This window comes from Liquorilactobacillus sucicola DSM 21376 = JCM 15457, assembly GCF_000612445.1.
Classification (GTDB): Bacteria; Bacillota; Bacilli; order Lactobacillales; family Lactobacillaceae; genus Liquorilactobacillus; species Liquorilactobacillus sucicola.
Window position 1 is genome coordinate 238,133 of sequence record NZ_BALC01000003.1, and the last position, 22,741, is coordinate 260,873.

16 protein-coding genes and 1 pseudogene are annotated in these 22,741 nt (G+C 38.1%); 10 read left to right on the top strand and 7 right to left on the bottom strand.

Going from position 1 to position 22,741, the window contains the following annotated elements; translation table 11 throughout:
• Nucleotides 1-212 precede the first annotated feature (212 nt).
• A complete protein-coding gene (gene abc-f / locus JCM15457_RS06530) occupies nucleotides 213-1,730 on the bottom strand; it encodes a ribosomal protection-like ABC-F family protein (protein ID WP_034988557.1) in 1,518 nt (505 codons plus the stop codon).
• 876 nt (nucleotides 1,731-2,606) lie between these two features.
• Here abc-f and JCM15457_RS06535 point away from each other — a divergent pair.
• The 4 genes and pseudogenes from JCM15457_RS06535 (at nucleotide 2,607) to JCM15457_RS06550 (ending at nucleotide 8,935) form a co-directional block, all read left to right on the top strand.
• A complete protein-coding gene (locus JCM15457_RS06535) occupies nucleotides 2,607-3,782 on the top strand; it encodes an MFS transporter (protein WP_034988564.1) in 1,176 nt (391 codons plus the stop codon).
• A 28-nt stretch (nucleotides 3,783-3,810) separates the two neighbouring features.
• Nucleotides 3,811-6,060, top strand: coding sequence for a glycoside hydrolase family 31 protein (locus JCM15457_RS06540; RefSeq protein ID WP_034988566.1), 2,250 nt, complete (start codon nucleotides 3,811-3,813; stop codon nucleotides 6,058-6,060).
• Between the two features lie 25 nt (nucleotides 6,061-6,085).
• The gene (locus JCM15457_RS06545; protein WP_034988567.1) at nucleotides 6,086-6,808 is read left to right on the top strand and encodes a MurR/RpiR family transcriptional regulator; all 723 of its coding nucleotides are present in this window, start codon (nucleotides 6,086-6,088) and stop codon (nucleotides 6,806-6,808) included.
• A 664-nt stretch (nucleotides 6,809-7,472) separates the two neighbouring features.
• A pseudogene (locus tag JCM15457_RS06550) lies at nucleotides 7,473-8,935 on the top strand (APC family permease).
• 182 nt (nucleotides 8,936-9,117) lie between these two features.
• On the opposite strand, the gene JCM15457_RS06555 reads toward JCM15457_RS06550, so the two are convergent.
• Nucleotides 9,118-9,528: an Lrp/AsnC family transcriptional regulator gene (locus tag JCM15457_RS06555; RefSeq protein ID WP_034988569.1), complete on the bottom strand. Its 411-nt coding sequence runs from the start codon at nucleotides 9,526-9,528 to the stop codon at nucleotides 9,118-9,120.
• Nucleotides 9,529-9,649: 121 nt separating this feature from the next.
• On the opposite strand from JCM15457_RS06555, the gene JCM15457_RS06560 reads away from it, so the two are divergent.
• Together JCM15457_RS06560 and JCM15457_RS12650 are read left to right on the top strand one after the other, a co-directional pair.
• The gene (locus JCM15457_RS06560) at nucleotides 9,650-10,036 is read left to right on the top strand and encodes an isochorismatase family protein (protein WP_369384620.1); all 387 of its coding nucleotides are present in this window, start codon (nucleotides 9,650-9,652) and stop codon (nucleotides 10,034-10,036) included.
• Nucleotides 10,037-10,060: 24 nt separating this feature from the next.
• Complete coding sequence (locus tag JCM15457_RS12650) at nucleotides 10,061-10,276, top strand: hypothetical protein (RefSeq protein ID WP_369384621.1); 216 nt, start codon at nucleotides 10,061-10,063, stop codon at nucleotides 10,274-10,276.
• A gap of 97 nt (nucleotides 10,277-10,373) precedes the next feature.
• On the opposite strand, the gene JCM15457_RS06565 is transcribed toward JCM15457_RS12650, so the two are convergent.
• Nucleotides 10,374-12,551, bottom strand: a complete 2,178-nt coding sequence (locus JCM15457_RS06565; RefSeq protein WP_051993322.1) for an alpha-galactosidase — start codon at nucleotides 12,549-12,551, stop codon at nucleotides 10,374-10,376.
• Between the two features lie 205 nt (nucleotides 12,552-12,756).
• Here JCM15457_RS06565 and JCM15457_RS06570 point away from each other — a divergent pair, with 205 nt between their 5' ends.
• Both JCM15457_RS06570 and JCM15457_RS06575 read left to right on the top strand, forming a co-directional pair.
• Nucleotides 12,757-14,736: a sucrose-specific PTS transporter subunit IIBC gene (locus tag JCM15457_RS06570; RefSeq protein ID WP_034988570.1), complete on the top strand. Its 1,980-nt coding sequence runs from the start codon at nucleotides 12,757-12,759 to the stop codon at nucleotides 14,734-14,736.
• Nucleotides 14,737-14,976: 240 nt separating this feature from the next.
• Entirely contained in the window at nucleotides 14,977-15,960 is a 984-nt protein-coding gene (locus tag JCM15457_RS06575) for a LacI family DNA-binding transcriptional regulator (protein WP_201769996.1), read from the top strand.
• 329 nt (nucleotides 15,961-16,289) lie between these two features.
• Here the strand turns inward: JCM15457_RS06575 and JCM15457_RS06580 are convergent, their stop codons facing one another.
• The 4 genes from JCM15457_RS06580 to agaB are packed head-to-tail and all read right to left on the bottom strand — an operon-like array spanning nucleotide 16,290 to nucleotide 18,804.
• Complete coding sequence (locus JCM15457_RS06580; protein WP_034988572.1) at nucleotides 16,290-16,712, bottom strand: PTS sugar transporter subunit IIA; 423 nt, start codon at nucleotides 16,710-16,712, stop codon at nucleotides 16,290-16,292.
• A gap of 1 nt (nucleotide 16,713) precedes the next feature.
• On the bottom strand, nucleotides 16,714-17,523 hold the full coding sequence (gene agaD, locus JCM15457_RS06585) for a PTS galactosamine transporter subunit IID (protein WP_034988575.1): 810 nt from the start codon (nucleotides 17,521-17,523) through the stop codon (nucleotides 16,714-16,716).
• A complete protein-coding gene (gene agaC / locus JCM15457_RS06590; protein WP_034988576.1) occupies nucleotides 17,513-18,322 on the bottom strand; it encodes a PTS galactosamine transporter subunit IIC in 810 nt (269 codons plus the stop codon). The genes agaD and agaC overlap by 11 nt, the downstream gene beginning before the upstream one ends.
• On the bottom strand, nucleotides 18,322-18,804 hold the full coding sequence (agaB, locus tag JCM15457_RS06595) for a PTS galactosamine transporter subunit IIB (RefSeq protein WP_034988578.1): 483 nt from the start codon (nucleotides 18,802-18,804) through the stop codon (nucleotides 18,322-18,324). The genes agaC and agaB overlap by 1 nt, the downstream gene beginning before the upstream one ends.
• A gap of 466 nt (nucleotides 18,805-19,270) precedes the next feature.
• On the opposite strand from agaB, the gene JCM15457_RS06600 reads away from it, so the two are divergent.
• Together JCM15457_RS06600 and JCM15457_RS06605 are read left to right on the top strand one after the other, a co-directional pair.
• A complete protein-coding gene (locus JCM15457_RS06600; protein WP_034988581.1) occupies nucleotides 19,271-20,296 on the top strand; it encodes an aldose epimerase family protein in 1,026 nt (341 codons plus the stop codon).
• 416 nt (nucleotides 20,297-20,712) lie between these two features.
• Nucleotides 20,713-22,671 (top strand): sugar MFS transporter, encoded by a 1,959-nt coding sequence (locus tag JCM15457_RS06605; protein ID WP_051993323.1) that lies wholly within the window; start codon nucleotides 20,713-20,715, stop codon nucleotides 22,669-22,671.
• The last annotated feature ends 70 nt before the right edge of the window (nucleotides 22,672-22,741 follow it).

A 22,741-nucleotide genomic window follows, 5' to 3' on the forward strand; every position in this document is an offset into this window, starting at 1 on the left:
TTTCGATGGCTGCCCAAGTTGACTTCAAACATGTTGCTAGACACTGCGCGGGAGTTGAAACAGGACAGTTAATTATTGAACTAATTATTTTAGCAACGATTTTATCAGGTACGTAAGTCTGTGATACAAGGTGAGTCATTCCATCATGAGTGTCTTAAGGGTAGTGCGTTCATCTCTTTTTTGATTTAATTGTATTCTGGAGCTAATTTAAATTAATCATTTTCAGGGCGGGCTAATTTAATGGAAGCTTGATTAGTGATGTGCTCAACAAAGTCAGCATCATGATCAATCAACAACATTGGTGGGTTGACCTCTAAGATCAGCTCTTCAATTTGTTGTCTGGTAATTACATCAAGGTAATTCAACGGCTCGTCCCAAATATAAAGGTTCGCGGGTTTAGCTAGTGATCTAGACAATGCTATCTTTCGCTTTTGTCCCAGACTCATTTCCGAAATATCGTGGTTAAAGGCTTCACGTTCAAACCCAAGTTTCCTGAGTCCATTTAAAAATACTTCTAAAGAAATCCCTGATTGTTCCGCGTACCGCTCAATGCTCCCAGAGATAGCCTCAAAGTCTTGGCTCACGTACGAAATTTTTAGCCCTGATGCTAACGTGACCTCACCTGAACTAATCAATTTTTTATCTCCCAAAATAGCCTTGATGATTGTTGATTTACCGAACCCATTTGGGGCGGTTAGAGCAAGCCGTTGGTAATCTGTGATTGAAAATGAAATTGGGGAGTTAAGTGCTTCCCCGTTTCGGGAAACTTGGAAAGAATCGACCTGCAGCAGTGGCCGCTTTTTAAGTTCAATGTAGTTCAGCGTCAGCTTAGCTTTTTCATCAATATTTTTTAATAGGGACTGTTTTTCGTTAATTTCTCTTTTCGTGCGTTCGGCAATACCTTTGGAGCGTTTCATCATTTTGGCAGCCTTATGGCCTAAAAATCCCTTATCCAGATTTACATGGCCTTGTCCCTTATAAGCCGCCTGAGACTTTTGACCCTCAGTATTTTCAGACCAACGTCTAGTTTTTTCCGCAGTTTTCTCTAGCCGTTTGATTTCGCTTTGAAGTTCATGTTTTCGCTGAACTTCAAACTTGTTGCGGTGTTCCAATTCTCGCTGCCAAGTTTTATAATTGCCTGTAAACAACTGGATTTTCGCCCGGTCGATTGACAACACATGGTTAATCACTTGGTCCAAAAAGTAGCGGTCATGGCTAACCACAATGAAGCCATGCTTAGCTTTCAAATAATCTGCCACTACTTGGCGTCCTTCCATATCCAAGTGATTGGTCGGCTCGTCAATTAACTGGAAGGTATCATTATCACTAAACAGCGCTGCCAGTAAAGCTTTAGTTTGCTCACCTGGGCTCAACGAGTTAAATGGGCGCTCCAATACGCTTGAATCAACTTGGAGTTTGTCTAGCTCGACTTCAATTTGCCAAAAATCGCTCAGCCCTAATCCCGAAATTGTCGCTAATGTTTCCCGCGTAGTTTGACTTGGATGCAGCACCGCCTGTGGAAAGTATTTAAACGTTAAATTAGTTTGAACTTTTCCTGTGGCTTCCAGTTGTCCTAACAAAATTCTCAGGAAAGTAGTTTTGCCGCGCCCGTTCCGTCCAATCAATCCTAAGCGCCAACTATCATCGATATCTAAGTTAAAGTGATCAAAAATTGGCTTGGGCATTTTGTTGTATCTAAAGTATAGGTTGCTGATGTTTATTGTTTCCATTCATCCACCTCATTTTGGATTGATAAACAGGGAGTTATTCCATGGTATGCAAAAAGGACGCACCACTTGCGTCCTTTCCTTTTGGCAGAATTGACATGCAAATCGTCACAGAACAACCCCTGTAGTTAAACAGAGATTAATATTCTTCAATTAACGATTAGCAATTTTCAACCCCACACACGTCCCTTCTATTTACGGACAGTATAACCTACTTTCCTGAATAAATGCAAATTAATTTTTTGTGGCTTGTTGGCTACTAAAGGATAAGGGGAACTAGTACAATTTTAGCAAAAATTAGTTCGACAGATTTTGTGTCTTTAATCTAATTATGAATTGATGCAGGAGACACTGCATATTCTTCTGAAAAAGAACGAATGAATCACTTTTTTATCGTGTGCATTTTAATAATGTTCGTTTCATATAAAAACTCCTGTTCTAGTTATTTAAGTATGGCATAAATGTCTCAATATTTGTGTACCTATAGAATGTAGTGATTTGCCGCCTTATTCATATGCGCTTTAAGCTGCTACAAGTTTATTGGTGTTTGATTTTGTCACGTTAATTAATTATGTCTGGAGTAGTGTAGTTCAAAAACCATTTTATGGATATTTTTAGAATAGCGTTTTGAAGAAGTTTTTTCAGCGAAATTAGGGCTTAATTATTTTGGATTATCGGTTTATTTTTTATCTTCTCTATGTTGTTCTTGAATATTAAATAATTGACATTTAGTTCTAGCAAATACTTAACAATTGTCTTTCTCTAAATGATGACGCTTTTCCCTAAAACCCCCGCTTCTATTGTAAGCGGTTGCCCAAGGAAGTATGCTTTGTTTGTATAGTTAACTATTCAAATAAAAATAAGTCAGGGTTGTGTAAAATGGACAATACTTCTTTTAAATTCAAAAGTGCAATTTTGAGTATTTCTCTTGTCTTAGTTACAGGAAGCTCAATTTCAGCGGCATTACCAGAAATGTCAAAGTCACTAGATAATGCAAGTGCGGCCAGTGTCAACTTAATTGCGACAATACCTCAAGCTGGCGTGTTGCTGTTTTTATTACTTTCGGGACTAGTTGTAAGAAGATGTGGGATAAAAAATACAATATTAATTGGTTTAATTACTATGGCAGTTTCGGGGTTAGTTCCGGTAATTACCGACAACTACTGGATTATTCTTTTATCGCGGTTCATTTTTGGCGCGGGGATAGGTTTATATAATGCATTAGCTATCACAATAATCAACTTGAGCTTTGACGGAAAAGAACAATCGAAACTTTTAGGATTCCGTGGTTCGATGGAATCAATTGGTGCATCCATTGCAAGTTTACTTGTTGGGATATTACTGACTCTAGGTTGGCATAGTGCTTTTCTCATTTATGCACTCGCACTTCCAATTGCGTTTTTCTTCTATAAGAATGTTCCAGATATTAGAGTTCCTCAGGAAAGAAAAAGCAATAGTTCTATTACTAAAGTAAATGGTAAGGTGCTTGTGCTGGCATTTACTTTTCTGATACTGGTAATGACACAGATCATGATAATATTACAAATTCCCCGTTTCATGATCGAACGTCACATCTCAAGTGCTTCAATTGCGAGCACTATAGTTGCACTAAATACTTTTGCAGGAATGTTAGGCGGTCTCGTCTTTGGGTTCATTTATAACAAACTTGGAAAAATTGCTTTTTCAATGTTTTTGTTTGGAGATGCAATAGGTCTAGTTCTACTGTACTTTGCCCGTAATATAGTTACTGTTGCCAGCGGCACAATTATCGTTGGTATTTTCGGAACGTTGATGTGTGTTGCCATATTTAACCTAATGACTAATGTAACTATGCCTGCAGAACAAGCGGCTGCCAATACTGTCTTACTGTTTGGTGCAAACATTGGTTCCTTCTCTACACCTATAGGTATTCAGCTTGCACAAAATGTACTGTCTAACAATGCGGCATCACCGTTTATGTTTTTTTCGATATTGTTAGCCATAATTGGTGTTGTGTTTCTATTCTTAACAAATGTTTTTTATACAAAAAAAAGTTTATACTGTCACACAAAATAAAACTAAGTAATGAGGGAGAGTCTATATTATGTCAAATATTATCCAAGGAAAAAAATATCGGTTTACAATATTAACAAATAAATTGTTGCGAATGGAATATTCATCAGATGGTGAATTCGAGGATCGCAAGACCCAATTTGCCCAGAACAGAACGCTGGACAACCCAAAATACTTTGTAAAGGAAAAAAGTAATGGACATCTTTTAGAAATCGAAACAGATTTCTTCCACCTTTATTACGATGGTGGTAAGTTTGATGCTTCTAACCTGCGCATTGATGTTAAGTATAATTATACATTGCATGATGGGCGGTGGTACTTCGGTGAAAAAATTCGCAATTTGGGCGGTACAACACATACTCTGGATTTGTCAAATGGACGTGTGCCGCTTGAAGACGGTATTATGAGTCAAGATGGTTTTGCCTTTTTGGATGATACACAATCATTTGTAATTGATGATAACAACGAATTCGTTCCTCGTCACAAGCAAGAAGCAGACGGCTATTTTTTCGCTTATGGGCGTAACTATTTGTTGGCGTTACAGGATTTTTACCGCCTAAGTGGTGCAACTCCTCTGTTACCACGCTATGCCCTCGGAAATTGGTGGAGCAGATACTATAAGTATACTCAAAAAGAATATATTGACTTGATGGATAAGTTTGAAGCTAAGGAGATTCCAATATCAGTTGCGGTTATAGATATGGATTGGCACCGTACGGATGATCTACCAGAGAGATTCGGATCTGGATGGACAGGTTACTCTTGGAATAAGAAACTTTTTCCAGATCATCGTCAGTTCTTAAAAGAGTTAAGAAAACGAAATAAAAAAATTACGCTGAACTTACATCCTAATGGAGGAATCCGTGCTTTTGAGGATGCCTATCCTGCTGTAGCCAAAAGGCTTAATCTGGATGTTGAAAAGGAAGAACCCGCTATTTTTGACTTTGATAACAAAAAGTTTAGAGAAAGTTATTTTAAAGATGTGCATCATCCATTAGAAGATGAAGGCGTTAATTTTTGGTGGATTGATTGGCAACAAGGAACTAGCCGAGCTAAGGACAAGATTGATCCGCTATGGAGTTTAAATCATTATCACTATCTAGACAATCAAGCACGAAACGACGGGGATGGGCTGATACTCTCAAGGTTTGCAGGGCCTGGATCTCATCGTTATCCAGTTGGCTTTTCCGGCGATACGTATATCACATGGGATTCTTTAAAGTTTCAACCTGAATTCACAGCTACAGCAAGCAATATTGGATACAGCTGGTGGAGTCACGATATTGGAGGTCACATGAAGGGAACATATGACCCTGTTCTGTCACTGCGCTGGCTGCAGTTGGGTGTGTTCAGTCCAATTAATAGATTGCATAGTTCAGATAATCCGTTTTCGGGTAAAGAACCATGGAAATATCCTTTAAACATACAAACCTACATGACAAGTTTTCTTCAATTAAGAGCGAAATTAATTCCATATTTAGACTCGGCTAACATTCTGACACATACTGCCGGAAAAGCCTTAGTTGAGCCTATGTATTATCGACACCCTAACAATGAGGAAGCATATATTTATAAAAACCAGTATTATTTTGGAAGTGAATTAATGGTTGCCCCAATTACCACGCCACAGGATACTGAAACACAAATTGGATTCACAGATGCTTGGCTGCCAAAAGGTGAGTGGGTGGATATCTTTACTGGACTCATTTATCAAGGGGATGAAGCTGCCACTCAAAAACTGCAACCTAGCACTATTATGGATGGACAGTTTTGCAATGGTCAGACTCATATTCGTTTAGGGAGAGCAATCGACAAAATGCCGGTATTTGCAAAATTAGGTGGTATCGTACCAATGGCATCTAATTTTATGGAGAATCCTGAGTTATTACCAAGACAGCTTGACGTTCATGTGTATGGTAAAAAAGATAATGAGTATACTCTTTTCGAACATGTTGGGCATAAGATAGCCACAACAAAATTTATTGTTTCAGATGGAAAATTAACAAGTGTAACGAAGGATCCTGCTCATATTATTCCGCAAAACCGTATTATAAACTTCGTCCCGCACAGTTTTGATACAGAAAAGCAAAATCAATTGGCGTACAATCAATTAATCGAGCATCTTCAATTTGCACAGGTTTCCTACGAATTAAAGCGTGAAATTCTTAAAAAAGCAGATAAAGCACAGGAGGCGCCGCTTAAATTTGCCGAATTTGCACAGACGCTAGATAATAAAAATATACAAGCTATCATGCTCGAGTACGCCTATTTATTAAAGTAACTATTGTCATGTGGGGGGGAAGCTAATGAATTTTGATTTAGCTCTAAAGCTGCATTTTGATGAATTGACTGACATGGAAAGAGATATCGCCAATTACTTGTATCAGAATGCAGTTGTAATTGAAAATTTTGGCATCGTTGCTTTGGCAAAAAAAACTCTCAGTTCCAAAAGTACTATTTTAAGACTGAGCAAGAAGTTGGGCTTTTCAGGATTTGTTGAAATGAAAAAAAGTTTATTGATGAAGAAAACAGCAAGTATTCCGCTGCAAAACACATTAAAAAAATGGCAAAGTGATATGGAACTTTTTTCTGCATATCTCCAAGACGTTGATTTCGATCCAATCGTAAATGCCATGAGAAGTGCGAATCGAATTTACATTTATCCTACAGGCAGTACCCAACAGGCTTATGCACAAATATTTTACCAGTATATGCTTTTGAATAAGCAACCAGTGTTTATTTTGTATGGGCAATCCAGTTTGGATAATGCCGTTTCAATGATTACTGCTGCAGATGTTCTTTTGGTAGTAGATTATGAAGGGGAAACAGAGCATGATAAGGATCCCTTAAGATTGATAGCCTTGAAGAAGACGACCATCATTTCAATTACAGCGTTAGGCACTAATTTTGTTAAAGAACAGGCCAAATACTCGCTATTTTATGAAGCCCCTAGAATAAACAATTATGATGTTTCCCTAGTACAATTGGGTATCATATTAGATTATTTAGTTCGCTTGTTAAATAACTAAACTGCTATTAACTAGGCATTAAGGGTGTTAGCATTGCATTGCAGAACAACCCGCTTTCATATCCTCACAAAATATTTCAAAGGTGTAGCTAAAGATAACATGATTGCTGACAGGGTCAACATTTAGGATTTGCATGCTCAATTTGAGCACTGCTAAAAAATGAAGCATCAAAACCAACAAACAAATCATACCAAAGAGTGTGACATAAGTCGGGAAAATTTGAGTAATAACTCTAAATTACGAACGTAGCGAGTACTTGGCTATGAGTAATTCGAAGTTAGACGGAGAATTTTGGCTTATGGAACACGTTTATACGAAATAAAAGAGGGGCTGTGCCAAAATTTCACTTTTGGCACAGCTCCTTTTGAGGTAGAAAATATTTATTTTAAATATACAAAATAAATTTTTTGCTTTAAAATGTTAATATTAGCTTGTTGGCCGTGATAAAATTATTTTTTATAATCATGATGAATTACTTAAAATACATGCAGCATGAAATGTGCAAGTAAATGATTTTGACATACATATGTTAAGCAGTGCTACTGTTTCTGAAGGGGAGTAGGAATTTGAAGTTGTTTTTACTGATATTATATTGTAAACCTCCAAATTTAAAAGTAACTAGGCAATAATTATTAATTTTTTAAAAGGAGATAATCAGAACAACATGGATTCTTTACTTACGAAAAAACATTATATTAGCTGGCCGGTAATAGCTTTTTTGGATTTTGTAACGATTATTGGTTTTGACGATATTCTTTATCCGTTGCAAAATCAGGGACTATCGGTGGTTTTTACTTGGATATTCATGGTCTTTGCTTTTGTTATTCCCTATGAGATGTCGGTTAGTCAACTAGGGGCGACTTTTGCTGGTCAAGAGGAAGGTGGGCTTTCCTCTTGGGTTCGGCGTAGTACTAATGATACTTTGGGGTATTGGACTGCTTGGATGTACTGGGCAGCTAGTTTACCTTACATTGTTGATGTGGCGAATTCAGTCATAATTTCTATTGGTTGGATGGTCACGGGTGATAATTCACTGGGAAAACAAATGTCGAATTTTACTTTTGGATTACTGACCTTTATTATTATCTTGATTTTTATTCTGCTGCAAAACTTTTTTAAACGCTCAATGGAAGTAATGGCGACGATTGGTGGTGGAGCGATGTTTTTAATGACCGTTCTTTTTGTTATTATGACTGCGTATACGTTGCTTCATGGGGGAAGGATAGCAACGCAGCCTTTTAGTTTCAGCTCTTTTATTCCACACTTTAGTTTGCAATATTTTTCTACCACAGGGCTGCTAATGTTTGCGGTCTGCGGCGCAGAACTTGTTGCGCCATATTTGATCAGAATGCGTAATCCTAAAAAAGATTTTCCTAAGGCTATGTGGCTCGTTGCTTTGATGACTGCATTTTTAACGGTTTTTGGCACCATTTCACTAGCAATTTTTTTCAATGCTAATGATTTGCCGCATGATCTTAAGATGAATGGATCGTATTATGCTTTTCAATTGTTGGGACGGCGTTTGGGTTTAGGCAATCTTTTACTGTATATTTTTTCTGTTGTGCAAGCTATTTACATGATGGCTCAGCTGGCAGTTTTGCTAGATGCTGCTAGTTGGGTAATTGCTGGTGACACAGCAGGCCGGTTTATGCCTCGTTGGATGAGCAAACGCAATAAAAATGGTCGTCCACTGCATAGTTATGTTTTAACTAGTGGCTGTGCCTTTTCTTGTTATTAATGAGTGGAACTCTGCCGGATATCAATTCGATTTTTAATTGGCTGCTGAATTTAAATGGGATCGTTTTTCCTTTTAAAAACTGTTGGGTCTTTTTAGCTTTTATTGCCATAAGGTTGCAAACTGATAAGTTTAACTCTTCATTTGTCTTCATTAAGAATAAAACTGGTGCGATCGCGGTTGGCAGCTGGTGTTTTCTATTTTCATTTGTCTGTGCAGCGATGAGTTTTATCCCGCAAGATGTTAAATTTGGGACGGCTGTTTATGATCAGCAATTAGTAATGAATCTTTTTTCTGTTTTTGTGTTGTTTGGAGCTGGTTTTATCATGCCGTTATTAGCTAGGTTAGAGAGGTCCAGGTTGCACATTATTGAAAAGAAGACGCTAAACTGAGGCAAGTTAAAAAATAAGGATCAGTCTATTTAAATGAAACTGGTCCTTATTTTTGTTTGGAGTATCCATATTACTGTCAAAAGAAGGTAACTCTTAGGAATTAGGGGTATAAATAAAAGAGTAGCGGCCATAGGTGTTTAGCTTGGGAGTAGATTTTAGGCCAAGTTTCTAGAATAGAAATTTTATTCATTTGCGTCTGTTTCGGTTTTGTTAGCAATTACTGTTTCTACGCTGTATCTTGCCCACCTTGATATTTTTTCAATAAAAGCAGAAAGATCTGACTCTGTGAAATGTGCCAAAATCATATAACAGGCTTGTCCGGAAACCTTATAAATAGATGCTACTTCTTCATACGAATTTACAAAATGTTCGAATTTCTGATATTTATTTGAATCCATGAAAACTCGGATAAATTGTGTATGGGAATAATTGAGTTTGATGCTGAATCTTTGTATGATACCTTTTTCCAGCAAATTAACTATTCTATTTCCTACAGCTTGCCCAGTCATATGAACTATTTCCCCGATTTGTTTGTTGGTGAGTCTGCTGTTTTGCCTGAGAATTTTTAAAATCTGTTTGTCGGTCGTGTCCATGAATGTCTCCTTTTTCATAATTAAAGTGTTAGGGGAATTTCCTTTTCATCAAGTTATGTATTCTTAAAATTTATTTTTTTATACTTAACTATAACAAATAATAAATTGAAAAGGTGATTTTATGAAACAAGCATTATTAATTATAGATGTCCAGAATGATTATTTCGAGAATGGAAGGATGGAACTTGTATCACCACAGCAGGCATTAACTCAAATAAATAAACTGGAGGTTTCTTTCAAAACTAGAGATTTGCCAATTATTTATATACAGCACATAAAAAATGATCCGAAAGCCAATTTTTTTGGACGTGGGACAAAGGGAGCTTTACTGCATTCTAACTTAAAAGTTGATAAAGCAGCAATAGTGATTGAAAAGCATTATCCAAACTCGTTTTTTAAAACAGATTTAAAAGAATTGCTGGAGTCGTTAGAAATAGAACAGGTGGTTATTACCGGGATGATGACACATATGTGTGTCGATTCCACACACGCGCAAGTAGCGAACTAGGGTACGATCCTATCGTGATTTCAGATGCGACAGCAACAAGGAATCTTGCGTATAGAGGTGACAATGTTTCTGCTGAAAATGTGCAAAAAGCGTTTTTGGCAGCTTTACAAGTATTTGCGCAAGTTATTACGGCTAAAGAGTACTTGGGTTGAAGAAAATAAAAAAGATAGTTCTATTGCTGCCGGGCTAGACTTCTTAGCCTTGAAAAAGGCAGCTTTTCATGGAGTACACAGTTTTTAAGTGAACAGCCCTAAAATTGTTAGCCAAAGCTAATGATTTTAGGGCTGTTCATTTAGAAAGCAAACCTTATTCGTATTAAGAAGAGTATACTTTAACGTTAATTTACCTTGTTGATCGTGATTAACTCAGAAGTAAAATCACTTTGAGAAATCGGCAATGTAACTCCAGCGTAATTAAGTTCATCGCCTAAGTACTCTTCAGTTTCGTTGACTGCGTAAAGCATAGTATTATTTAAATATTTTAAAGGAAGATAACGATTTGTCTTGACTGCTGAAACCAGCCCAGAAATAAGCAGGATAAAACCATTATTTTTTTGCTCATCTGTTAGCAGCCAGGCTACAGAGTGCGTTGAGTCGTTTAATTTTCCTAAACGGTACAAAACACCATTTTGAAAGATAGCACGATTCTTCTTGTAAAGGGCAAAATACTGTCTTATCATTTTTTGTTCATCCGCAGTGGAGCTTTGAACATCACATTCAATACCAGTAACACCAAGAAAGCTGGCAAGTAAACGTGTCTTGAGCGATGTGACTCTGCCATCTTGTTCATTAGGTGATTTGGTAACATGCGAGACAAAAATACTTGCGGGATACAAGAGACTCAGTCCCTGCATGATTTCAGCCCGATAAATCGGGTCAGTCAGGTCGCTTATCCACGTTTGGTCAGTGTAGAATAACATTCCCGGATCCAGTCGACCCCCACCAGCAGAACAATTTTCAATAATGAGTTTGGGGAAACGTATGCGCAATTCTTTTAAAATACGGTATAGTCCAAGAACATATCTTGTTGGAACTTCTTTTTGCTGTGCAGCTGGTAATACTGCACTGCCTGGCTGTGAGAAATGTCTGTTGTAATCCCATTTCAAATAATCTAATTTGTTATCAAGTATTAGATTCGAGACAAGTTTGATAATATGTTCTTGAACACGTGATTGAGACAGATCTAGGATTAATTGGTTCCTACTTTCTAAGGGAGTCTGATCATGGTATTGTAAGATCCAATCTGGATGATTCTGGTAAACTTTGCTGTTTGCGGTTACCATCTCTGGTTCGATCCAGAGACCAAACTTCATCCCACAATGGTGGGCTTTGTCTGATAGGTTCGTGAGACCGTGTGGGAATTTGCTAGGATCTGGCCGCCAGTCGCCCAACTGACCATCTTCACCGTTTCTATTGATAAACCAACCGTCATCAATAACGAATAATTCGACGCCTAATTTTTGTGCGGCATCTAGTTGTCGGACTGCTTTTTGTTCATTGATAGCAAAATAAGTAGTTTCCCAAGTATTGTAGCTGATAAGATGCTGCCGCTGATAGGGAATAAGGTGTGTATTAAATAACCTATGATAAACGTTTGACATCCCATTTAGCCCGCCATCAGTGTAAGCTAAAATGGCCTGAGGAGTCAGGTATTGCTCTCCCGGAGCTAGTTCCCAAGAAAAATGTTCAGGATTAATACCAATAACTGTGCGCAGGCGATGATAGTGGTCAACCTCTACACCAGACGCAAAATTTCCACTCCATAAAAGCGTAGTACTAATGATTGATCCTTGATGCTGTGTTGTTCCAGGTCGAGTCAGTGCTAGGAAAGGGACTGCTTGAGGACCACTAGTACCGTGATTGCTGGCAATAACATTTTTGCCTTGAATGAGCTTTTGCTTGAAGACATTTGCTTCATGCGCGTGAGTTCCCTGCAATGTGATCATTTCGTATTCATCATCTGTCAGATCTAACTGCAGACTAGCAGCATTCTCAATTGTTAATGGTTGTTCACCTTGATTAATATATTTCACGCTTTTAGCAATTACAGGCAATTTATCAAAAAGAACATACTGGAGTTCACATATTAGGTTGTTTTGTTCATCTGCTAGCCTGATCAGTAAAGTTTGCGCATCTTCTTTTACAGCTTTAAGCTGAGGTAGGTCAGTCATATTATCAGGTATTCCATCAATAATTTTATGGTTTTTGTATTTCATGATGGGAAGGTACTGATTAGCAGAATTCTTTACTTCGTAGGCGGGAATACGATAATCCCCGGATTCCAGGGTAGAGTACTCAAGTGGCAGTGATGTTAATGAGTACGGATCAGCATCTCCTTGAATGGAGAAAGCATGTTTTGAAGTAGAAATCTTATTACTTCCACGATAGGCAGCGAGTTTGGGCCCGAGATAGCATTTGACCAAATATTTATCATTTAATAATTTCAAAACATAACTAATTTTTGAGTTCGAAAGATGGAATGTTTTTGAACAGTTATCGTAAGTAATCATTATCATATGCCTCCTAGCTAACAAATAGTTCTTTATTTTTTAAATGATAACGCTTTTAAAAATTATGTCAAGCGTTTATCGTATTGCCGATCTAATTAGAACAAGCATTCAAATCAAATATTATTATTTTTTGATAAACGCTTGACAATTAGCACAAGTGAATTTATAGTGAAATTAAATAAAGCGCTTTTATAATTTGGAGGGATGAAAAATGGAACACAGAGAAGTTGCCAAAAGAGTATTAGGTTACTTAGGAAAAGATAATATCCAAGCAGCCGCCCACTGTGCGACCCGTTTACGATTAGTTTTAAAGGATGACAAGAAAATCGATCAAGATGGATTAGATCAGGATCAAGATGTAAAGGGAACTTTTGAGACTAACGGACAATATCAGATTATTATCGGACCTGGCGATGTAAACAAAGTTTATGCGGAGTTGATCAATCTGACAGGATTAAAGGAAGCAACTACCGATGATATCAAAAGAGTTTCGCAAGAAAATAAAAAGAAAAATCCTGTTATGGATTTCTTAAAGATGCTCTCAGACATCTTCATTCCGATTATTCCTGCTTTAGTTGCAGGTGGTCTATTGATGGCACTGAATAACGTTTTGACTGCCGAAAATCTATTTATGACTAAGTCAATCGTACAAGCTTGGCCTGGATTGAAAGGGTTTTCTGAGATGGTCAATGCAATGGCGGCTGCGCCATTCACATTCTTACCAATTCTAATAGCCATTTCAGCGACGAAGCGCTTTGGAGGGAATCCTTATCTAGGTGCTGCTATGGGGATGGTAATGGTTTTACCATCATTAGTTAATGGAAACAATGTTGCTGCAGTAGTCGAAGCTGGCAAGATGCCATACTGGGATGTATTCGGTCTGCACATTGCACAAGCTGGTTATCAGGGCCAGGTCTTGCCAGTTTTAGGAGTAGCATACATTTTAGCTGTACTGGAAAAATTCTTCCACAGGCATCTTAAAGGCGCTTTTGATTTTACATTTACACCGATGTTGGCAATCGTGATTACAGGTTTTTTAACGTTTACAGTTGTAGGACCAGTCTTACGCGGAGTCAGTGATGGGCTCACAAATGGTTTGGTTTGGCTGTACACTACTACCGGTTGGGTAGGACTCGGTATCTTCGGATTGTTGTATTCTACAATAGTAATTACCGGTCTGCATCAGACTTTTCCTGCGATTGAAACACAGCTGCTGGCAAATCTTTCTAAAACAGGCGGTTCATTTATTTTCCCTGTTGCTTCAATGGCTAATATTGCACAAGGCGGTGCAACCGCAGCAATTTTCTTTGCGACAAAGGATCCGAAGCAAAAGGCTTTAGCATCTTCTTCAAGTGTTTCCGCGCTGTTGGGAATTACTGAACCGGCTATTTTTGGGGTAAACTTAAAATTACGTTTTCCATTTATCATAGCTGCAATAGCTGCAGGAATCTCGAGTGCCTTTTTAGGGCTATTTCATGTACTGTCAGTAGCGATGGGACCTGCCTCGGTTATTGGTTTCGTATCTATTGCGACTAAATCTATCGGGTATTTTATACTTTGTGGGGTAATCTCGTTTGTGATTGCTTTTGTTGCAACCTATCTGTACGCTTTAAAAGCATTAAAAAAAGAAGCACCTAAACCAGCTGCAACTCAGGAATCTGACATTACTGCAACCGATACGGTTCGAACGGCAAACATTCAGGAAGAAATTATCGAAGCACCTGTCAGCGGTAAGGTAGAAGACATAGCCCAGGTTAATGACAAAGTTTTTTCAACTGAGATAATGGGGAAAGGCATTGCAATCATACCAAATAATAATGAGGTACATTCGCCAGTTGCTGGGACCTTGACCGTCAGCTATCCAACACATCATGCATATGGGATTAAATCGGAAAATGGTGCAGAGATTTTGATCCACCTTGGGATTGACACAGTTGAATTAGACGGCAAATATTTTAATAGTGAGCTAGAGCAAGGTCAGAGAGTCGATGCAGGACAGCTTTTAGGGACTTTTGATTATCAAAAGATCAAAGATGCTGGATATGATCCGACAGTCATGGTAGTAGTAACAAACTCTAAAGAATATGACGCTGTAGAGAGGATTGCAAAAGACACGGTAAGTCATTCAAAAGACTTGTTGGCGTTGTCTGTTCCAACTGGGAACAATGATGTAGCAACGACGTTAATGTAATTAGCAAATAGATGCTATTTGTGGTAAATTGAGCTCAGTAATAAAAACTGTTGATTGAATAGAACATGAATTGCCCTCCCGAAACCTCATTGACTGAGATGGATTTTAGAACGGACAATTTTGAGAGCTCAATTGTTGAAGTGGGATTAAAAAGGGATAATTGGCTCAATTTCTAATAATGATGAATATTTAAAATATAGCTTGAGCAGAATGCTTTGGTTTATTAGATAAAGAGGACTAATTATGGTTAAAATATCTGATGTTGCTGAACTTGCACAGGTGTCTGTTACAACTGTGTCTAGAGTGATCAATAACTATGGACCAATTTCGGAGAAGACTAGAAAAAAGGTATTTTCCGCAATGAAAACTTTGAATTATCAGCCTAACGCTCTTGCACGTTCGCTTCAAGGGAAGAAGACTAAGTTGATTGGAATCATTTTTCCTGGAGTAAGTCATCCTCTGTTCGGCGAGCTGGTACAATCCTTGGAAAATCAGCTCTTTAAACGAGGCTATCGTGTGATCCTTTGCAACTCGGCCAATAATGCTAAAAAGGAACGTGAGTACTTAAAAATGCTCTCAGCTAATCAAGTTGATGGCATAATTACAGGGACGCACAATCTTGAGATCGAAGAGTATAATAGAGTTGATTTACCGATTATTTCATTTGATCGTTACCTTAGCGATGAAGTGCCGATTGTGAGTTCTGATAACTATACTGGAGGCTACCAAGGAACACGGCTGTTGCTGAATTCCGGTGCTAGATCGATTACGATGATTACGGGGTCTAACCAACCTAAGAGTCCAACAACTGCACGTGCCGAAGGATATGTTCAAGCTTTAAGAGAAGCTGGACTTAAAGAAAAAGTGCTAGAATTTCCCTTTTATATGTCAGCATCCTCGAAGTCGATGCAGATTAAAAATCTTTTGATGGGTGATTGTCCAGATGCAATTTTTTGCAGTGATGATTTGACAGCTCTGCTTGTTTTGCAGCATGCGCGTAAATTAAAGATAAGGGTTCCAGAGGACTTAAAGTTGCTAGGTTATGATGGTACTCAGCTTATTCAGAGTTATCATCCAGAATTAGCTACGGTCGTTCAGCCAATTAGTGATATAGCCCAATTAATGATTGAGCTGCTTATACGCAAAATAAACACTAGGGATGAAAAATTACAAGCACAATACCTGCTTCCGATTAAGATCATTAACGGCAGCACTATATTCTAAATATAATTGGGATGTAATTGTTTTTACACAGTAAAAGCAATAAAGAGAACGGGCGTGTGACATAATTCGGTAAAGTCGAGGACTAACGTGAACCTACGTGAACCTACGAACATAGCGAATGCTTTGCTATGGGGGATTCGATGTAGACGAAAATTTTAACTTCTGAAATATGTTTATACGAAACAAATAGAGGGGAGCAGGGCGAAAATAATTTTCGACCTGTCTCCTCTATTTTAAGTTGAAATATGCGAATTAATATGATTAAATACTCATTTTTTCACTTACACATAGTTAAAATATAGTTTGTACTAATTGGAAGGCATCAGTAATTAAATACCGTCTTCACCACTTGCTGTATTCTGTGTTTGATAAGTTCCAAACTCTCGTGCACCAACCTTAGTTGCCGCAATTAGTTTATGTGCGATTTCATGCACGTCGGTTGCAATTGTTAAATCAGTTTGCAAACCTATTTCTAGTAGCGAACCGACATTACATCCACCAACAACTGCTATGTCATATTTATCTTTTTTTAAAACGGCTTGTTTGTAAGGTGTACCGCCAACTAAATCACAGAAGAAGACTGCATGAAAATCTTTTTTTAAGATGGATGCGAAACGTTCTGCTAAGTCATCTTCATTCATTTCTGAAGTAAAGTCAATATATTTTACGTTCTTAATTGAGCCTGCTAGAAGTTTGACTGTTGACTCTATGCCTGTTCCAAACTGTCCATGACCAGTTACAATGATCTGCATTTTATAAAACCCCCATCCAAGAAAGCAAAATTGAAAGCAAGAATGTCAAAATAATTAAAGTTACAGGGTTAGCATTTTTCTTTTTTAAAAGCCAGTATAGGAAAAAAGTATAGCCCAGAGGCAAAATATTCGGAAATATATTGTCGAAAAATTGTTTTTGAATTGAAATTGAATGGGAAGCTGTAACTTGAATTTTTGTAACAACATTAATTTGTACATAGGTCGCGATTAACCCACCAATAACAGTACAACCTAGGACACTTGCTGCATGTGCGACAATAGCCGAATTTTCATGTATTTTTGAAATGGCATGGGTTCCTGCTGAATACCCTAAATGAGCTATGGGCACACGTGCTAAAAACATTGCAAAATATACGACGAAAAACGCTAATGGTCCAATAATACTTCCTTGTTTGGCGAAAGAAGCTGTTATGCCTGCTACGATCGGTAAAATTGTAAACCAAGTAATAGCATCGCCGATACCAGCTATTGGTCCAAAAAGAGCAACACGTAAGCTATCAATAGTTGAGCGATCCTCTCCATTTTCTTCCAATGAAACCTCAAGGCCCATTAGTAAAGGGGCGATATAATTATTTGTATTTATAAATTGCAAGTTGGCTTTTATTGCGTTAGTTAAGCCAGTTTTGTCTTCAGCATAAATCTTCTTCAGTGCTGGTGTCATTGCTAAAGCCCAACCATCTGCCTGCATTCTTTGATAGTTCATGCCTGCTTGGTTGAAAAGAGATAATAAGCCTAGTTTAGTGATATCTCTTGTGCTTAATGTATTACGTTTTCCTTTTTTAGATACCATCTTCTTCGCCTCCAACATTTTCAAGATGATTTTCAACATCTTTGAATTTTTTATCTATGTCATTTTCTCTTCTCTTTCTGCCATATTCAATCCATGCAAGAGACGCACCAAGAATTGCGACAGGCATTAAGTTTCCGAATTTGATAAAGCAAGCAGCTGTGAAACCCAGTAAAAGGTAAGGGACGTATTTTGCCTTCAACATGCTTTTCAGAAGTAGTCCAAACCCCACGGCTGGCAAAATTCCTCCGGCGATTGTAAATCCATGGCTTAACCATGAAGGCATCGAATTGACGAGTGATTTCATAAGGGCCTGCGCACCATACACACTTAGAAATGAGAAAATGGCATATGAAAATGCAACTATTACAGTCGGCAAAAGGACTAGCATTCCAAATTTTCTGAGCTCGCCTTTAGCGACAAATTCGTCGGCCTTTTTCGTGAATACTGAAAAAATAGAGTAAAAGAACAGAATAATATACTGCATTAAAATGCTAAAGGGTAAGGATAAGCCTATAGCGGTTGCTGGGCTATGACCAGTTGTGTGAGCAATAACGACTGTCATAATACCAGCCATAATGGGATTAGGCGGCTGTGTTCCTCCAACTGGAGTTAAACCCGCAAAAGCAAGCTCAGTCAATCCACCAGCAACAATACCCAGTCGTAAATCTCCTAATAGAAATCCTGTAACTGTACAAACAATCATTGGTCGGAATATGTAGAAACCTTCTAACCAAAAATCAATTCCTGCTATCAGAGCAAAAAGTGCAATTAATATGCCTTGGACTAAAGTAACAGTCATTAGATCACATCCTTAATGGGAATTTTCTTATCTTCTGGAACATCTTGAATGTAAACGTCCACTCCTAATGCAGTCAGTTCTTTAAATGCATCTTGATCGGTCTGATCAGCGTAAACTTTCTTGGTAAGCTGAACTTTGTTCTCACTATGGTGCATATTTCCAACATTCAATTCTTTAATGGGCACCCCACCTTTGACTAGGACCAGCGCGTCCAGCGGTGTTTTGATTATTAAAAATATCTTTTGGCGCGGACTGGCTTTGCTTATAGTGGAAATTGTTTTTTCAAGTGTCCAAAACCTGATACCAACCCCAGATGTTTCAGCTGTTGCAGCCATCAGCTCTTGTTGTAGTTCACTTTTTGCTGCATCGTTGTTTGCAACTAATAAAAGATTGGCTCCAATTGAAGAGGTCCAAACGACCCCGACTTGTCCGTGAACCAAGCGATTGTCAATTCTCGTTAATACTATATTAGGTGTACTCATTATCCAATTCCCCCTTATGTATCTGTTCAAACATACTGATGTGACGAGCAAGTTTTAGTTCTTAGTGACTATAAGAATATTTTGTTGAAGCTAATACTCCTTTAGCTGATGTTATAAATTCTAACATCTAAAAAAGCTGTGTAAAGTGGAATAGACCAATTTCTAAGAATAATAAGCTAATGAGTGTTGAACATTTGTTTTTCAATCCAATTTATATGTATTGCTGTAGTATGTAATGTTCAGGTAGCATTCGCAAAATAATTTCTAGATGGTTTTTGGTTAATGGTTAGCTGCAATAAAAAAGAATTACATTAGTTGCAGATAATTTGGTGTTAGCACCACGAAAGAATTGGCGCATTTTTTAATTTTCACTAGTAAAAAATTTACTAAATATAAATACAAATTATAATTTGAGTGATGTATAATGGCTGTGGAAGCGTTTGATTAATTATGGAGGTGCAGTTCTTTGGAAACAAAAAAGAGTATTTTTGGTAAATTTAGAGGACAAGACATTGTTAAATATACCCTGATAAATGATAGTCAGACCAGAATTTCAGTTCTGAATTGGGGTGGGACTTGGCAGGAGTTTGTTGTGAATGAAAACGGAGTTGAACGGAATCTCATTTGGGGGCTTGACAGTATTGAGGAGTACCAACGTGTAGGTTTCTGTTTAGGACAGTCTATCGGACGAGTTGCGGGGAGAATTGGTGATGCTCAATTCAAAATAGATGGTCAGACCTATCATGTTGATATGAATGAACAATCTCATTCATTACATGGGGGAAAAAATGGGTTCAACACTTTAATATTTGCTGGCGAATTAAGTCAGGAGGCTGATAGTGCAAACATTACTTTAAGCAAGCATATCGAAGCGACTGATGACAATTATCCCGGAAACTTAGATGTTCAAATCAAGTTTACCTTAAATAATAACAATCGTGTTTCGATTGAATTTACAGGTGATACAGATTCCTCGACTTTATTTAATCCCACTAATCATGTTTATTGGAATCTCACTGATGATCGGACTAGTTTAGCGCAGCAGTGGCTGCAGATTCACAGCATAAATCGTTTGGAATTCGATGTTGAGAAGGTTCCAACGGGGAAAAAGCTTGCGCTTCAAGGGACCGCGTATGATTTTTACAAAGCACAGTCAATGAAAAATGCTTTAGAGCGGCTTAAAGCCGAAGACGGTGGGCTTGAATTCGACGATGCATACGAAGTGACGCCTAGTATGGGAGAGCCGATTGCAATTCTTGGTGATACTGCAAGACAGCGGCAAGTAGAGATATACTCGGATCGTAATGGGCTTATTATTTATACTGCCAATCCTTTTGATCCGCAAAAACAAGCATTGCACCAGTATAACGCATTAGCAACAGAGGCTCAAACACTGCCTGATGCAGTTAATCACGAAGGGTTTGGAGATATCATCTTACGCCCAAAGCAACCTGTCACACATACTATAAGTTATCAGTATTCAGTGCAGTAGTGAAGCACTATTAGAGAGTGTGGGAAAAGAGCACATTTTGAGTAATTAAGTGTGGATTAATCATAGCAAGGAAACATGTTATGTTTGTAATTTCACAGTAGTTATCCAAATTTTGCCGTACACCACACTTTTTTTGTCTTTAAACGAGAAGTTGCTTGAGTAAATGCAACATATCAGAACGTGATTTACTAAAATCAGCTAGTAAAAGAAATAACTAACATACGAATAGCCCGCTTGGCAAAATTATTTGCCGATGTTGGGGATGGAAAGATAGTTATGACAGCGCCTTTTCAGTGCTTTTTGTAAAGTTAACTAAAACTTTTTGCTATTTTTTAGTAAAAACCATTGACTTAAATGCTGAAATCGGTTACATTATTCATTGTAAAATACTAAAAAGAAAGATGCGAGGCGATACTATGATTGATACAAAGGTAACTGTCAAGGGACATAAGCATGATAGTCGGCAGATAATTTCACGCTTATCCTATTCTTTTGGCGCGTTCGGTCATGATCTGTTTTATGCAACTCTGTCTACTTACTTCATTATGTTTGTAACGGCGCACTTATTCGACAAAGACAGTGGCGGGCAAGGCGCTAGAATGATTGCTTATATCACACTGATTATTGCAGTGCTGCGTTTTGTAGAACTTGCAATTGATCCATTAATCGGGAATGCGATTGATAACACTAACTCTCGCTGGGGGCATTTTAAACCATGGATCGTTGCTGGCGGAACAATAAGTTCTGTTATTATTGCTATTTTATTTACCAATATGGGTGGTTTGAATACTTCAAACCCGGTTTTGTATTTGATTATTTTTGCTTTGCTGTACATCACAATGGATATTTTCTACTCATTTAAGGATGTTGGCTTTTGGTCGATGATTCCTGCTCTTTCCTTTGATTCGGCAGAACGGGAAAAAATTGCAACTTTTGCACGGGTTGGTTCTAATATAGGGGCTAACTTAGTTGGTATCGTTGTTATGCCGATCGTACTTCTTTTCTCAACGAAGTCTAATAGCGGCCAGGGGGATATTCACGGCTGGGTGGCTTTCGGATTGATCATTGCACTCATTACGGGACTTTCGGCAATTGTTGTTGGTGTTGGAACAAAAGAAAACGACTCTGAATTACGAAAAAATACTGAAAAAACCACATTTAAAGATGTTTTCAAAGTTTTATGTCGCAACGATCAGTTAATGTGGCTCGCCTTGACTTATGGTATCTACACAGCCGGAATAGCGATTACCAACTCACTTGAACTTTATTACTTTACTTATATTCTTGGTAATGCTTCACAATTTTCATTATTGGCTACACTTAACGCGGCCATTGGAATTATTTCGGTGCTGGCTTTTCCACCATTAGCTAAACGTTTCAGCCGACGCAAGGTTTTCTTTTTAGCGATTGCGATAATGATATTCTCATTGATCTTGTTTACTTTCTCTGGCAACTCCTTGCTGCTGGTTTTGATTTCGGCCGTTTTATTCTACATACCGCAGCCGCTTGTTTTTCTAGTTGTGTTGATGGTTTTGAGTGATTCAGTTGAATATGGACAACTGAAGTTCGGGCATCGTGATGAGTCATTGACATTATCTGTCCGTCCTCTCCTTGATAAACTTGGCGGAGCTATCTCTAACGGTATCGTTGGTTTAACAGCTGTTTTAGCAGGGATGACGACGGGAGCTACTGCTGGTGATATTACCGCGCATGGACAAATGGTCTTCAAAATGATGATGTTTGGGGTGCCGGCTTTAATGGTTTTAACAGGGACTTTCATTTTCTTTAAGAAGGTCAAATTGGATGAAAATATGCATGCAGCAATAGTTAGTGAGCTTGAAAAAACATGGCATAAACATTTAGATGGTGCTGCGACGACGCCTAACGTTGAGTCAACTGTAACCGAAAAAACGCTGCTTTATCAGGTACCAGTTACCGGAACGATGGTTAGTTTAGCCGATGTTGCGGATACTAACTTTGCTTCTGGAGCTATGGGTAAGGGCTTTGCGATCAAACCTGCAGATGGTGGTGTGTATGCGCCATTTGATGGAGTGGTAGAGGCAACTTTCCCATCGCGACACGCAATCGGGCTTCGTTCTGATACAGGAATTTTGACCCTGATACATGTGGGAATCGGCACCGTTAATATGCGGGGGACAGGTTTTGTCCAGTATGTTGAAAAGGGAGATCGTGTCACTCGTGGGCAAGAACTAATTGAGTTCTGGGCACCAGCGATTGCTAAAGCTGGCTTTGATAATACAGTTATGGTTGTTATTACAAATTATAAAGATATTAAAAATTTCAAGTATTTAAAGGAAAATGGCTATATTACACACGGTGATAGTATCTTGCAGCTCTCGAATGCTACGTCTTAAGTAGAAAATGAGTAAACTGCGAAATATTTATAACGTATTAATGCGTCATAGTTGACGAATTTACTAAGGG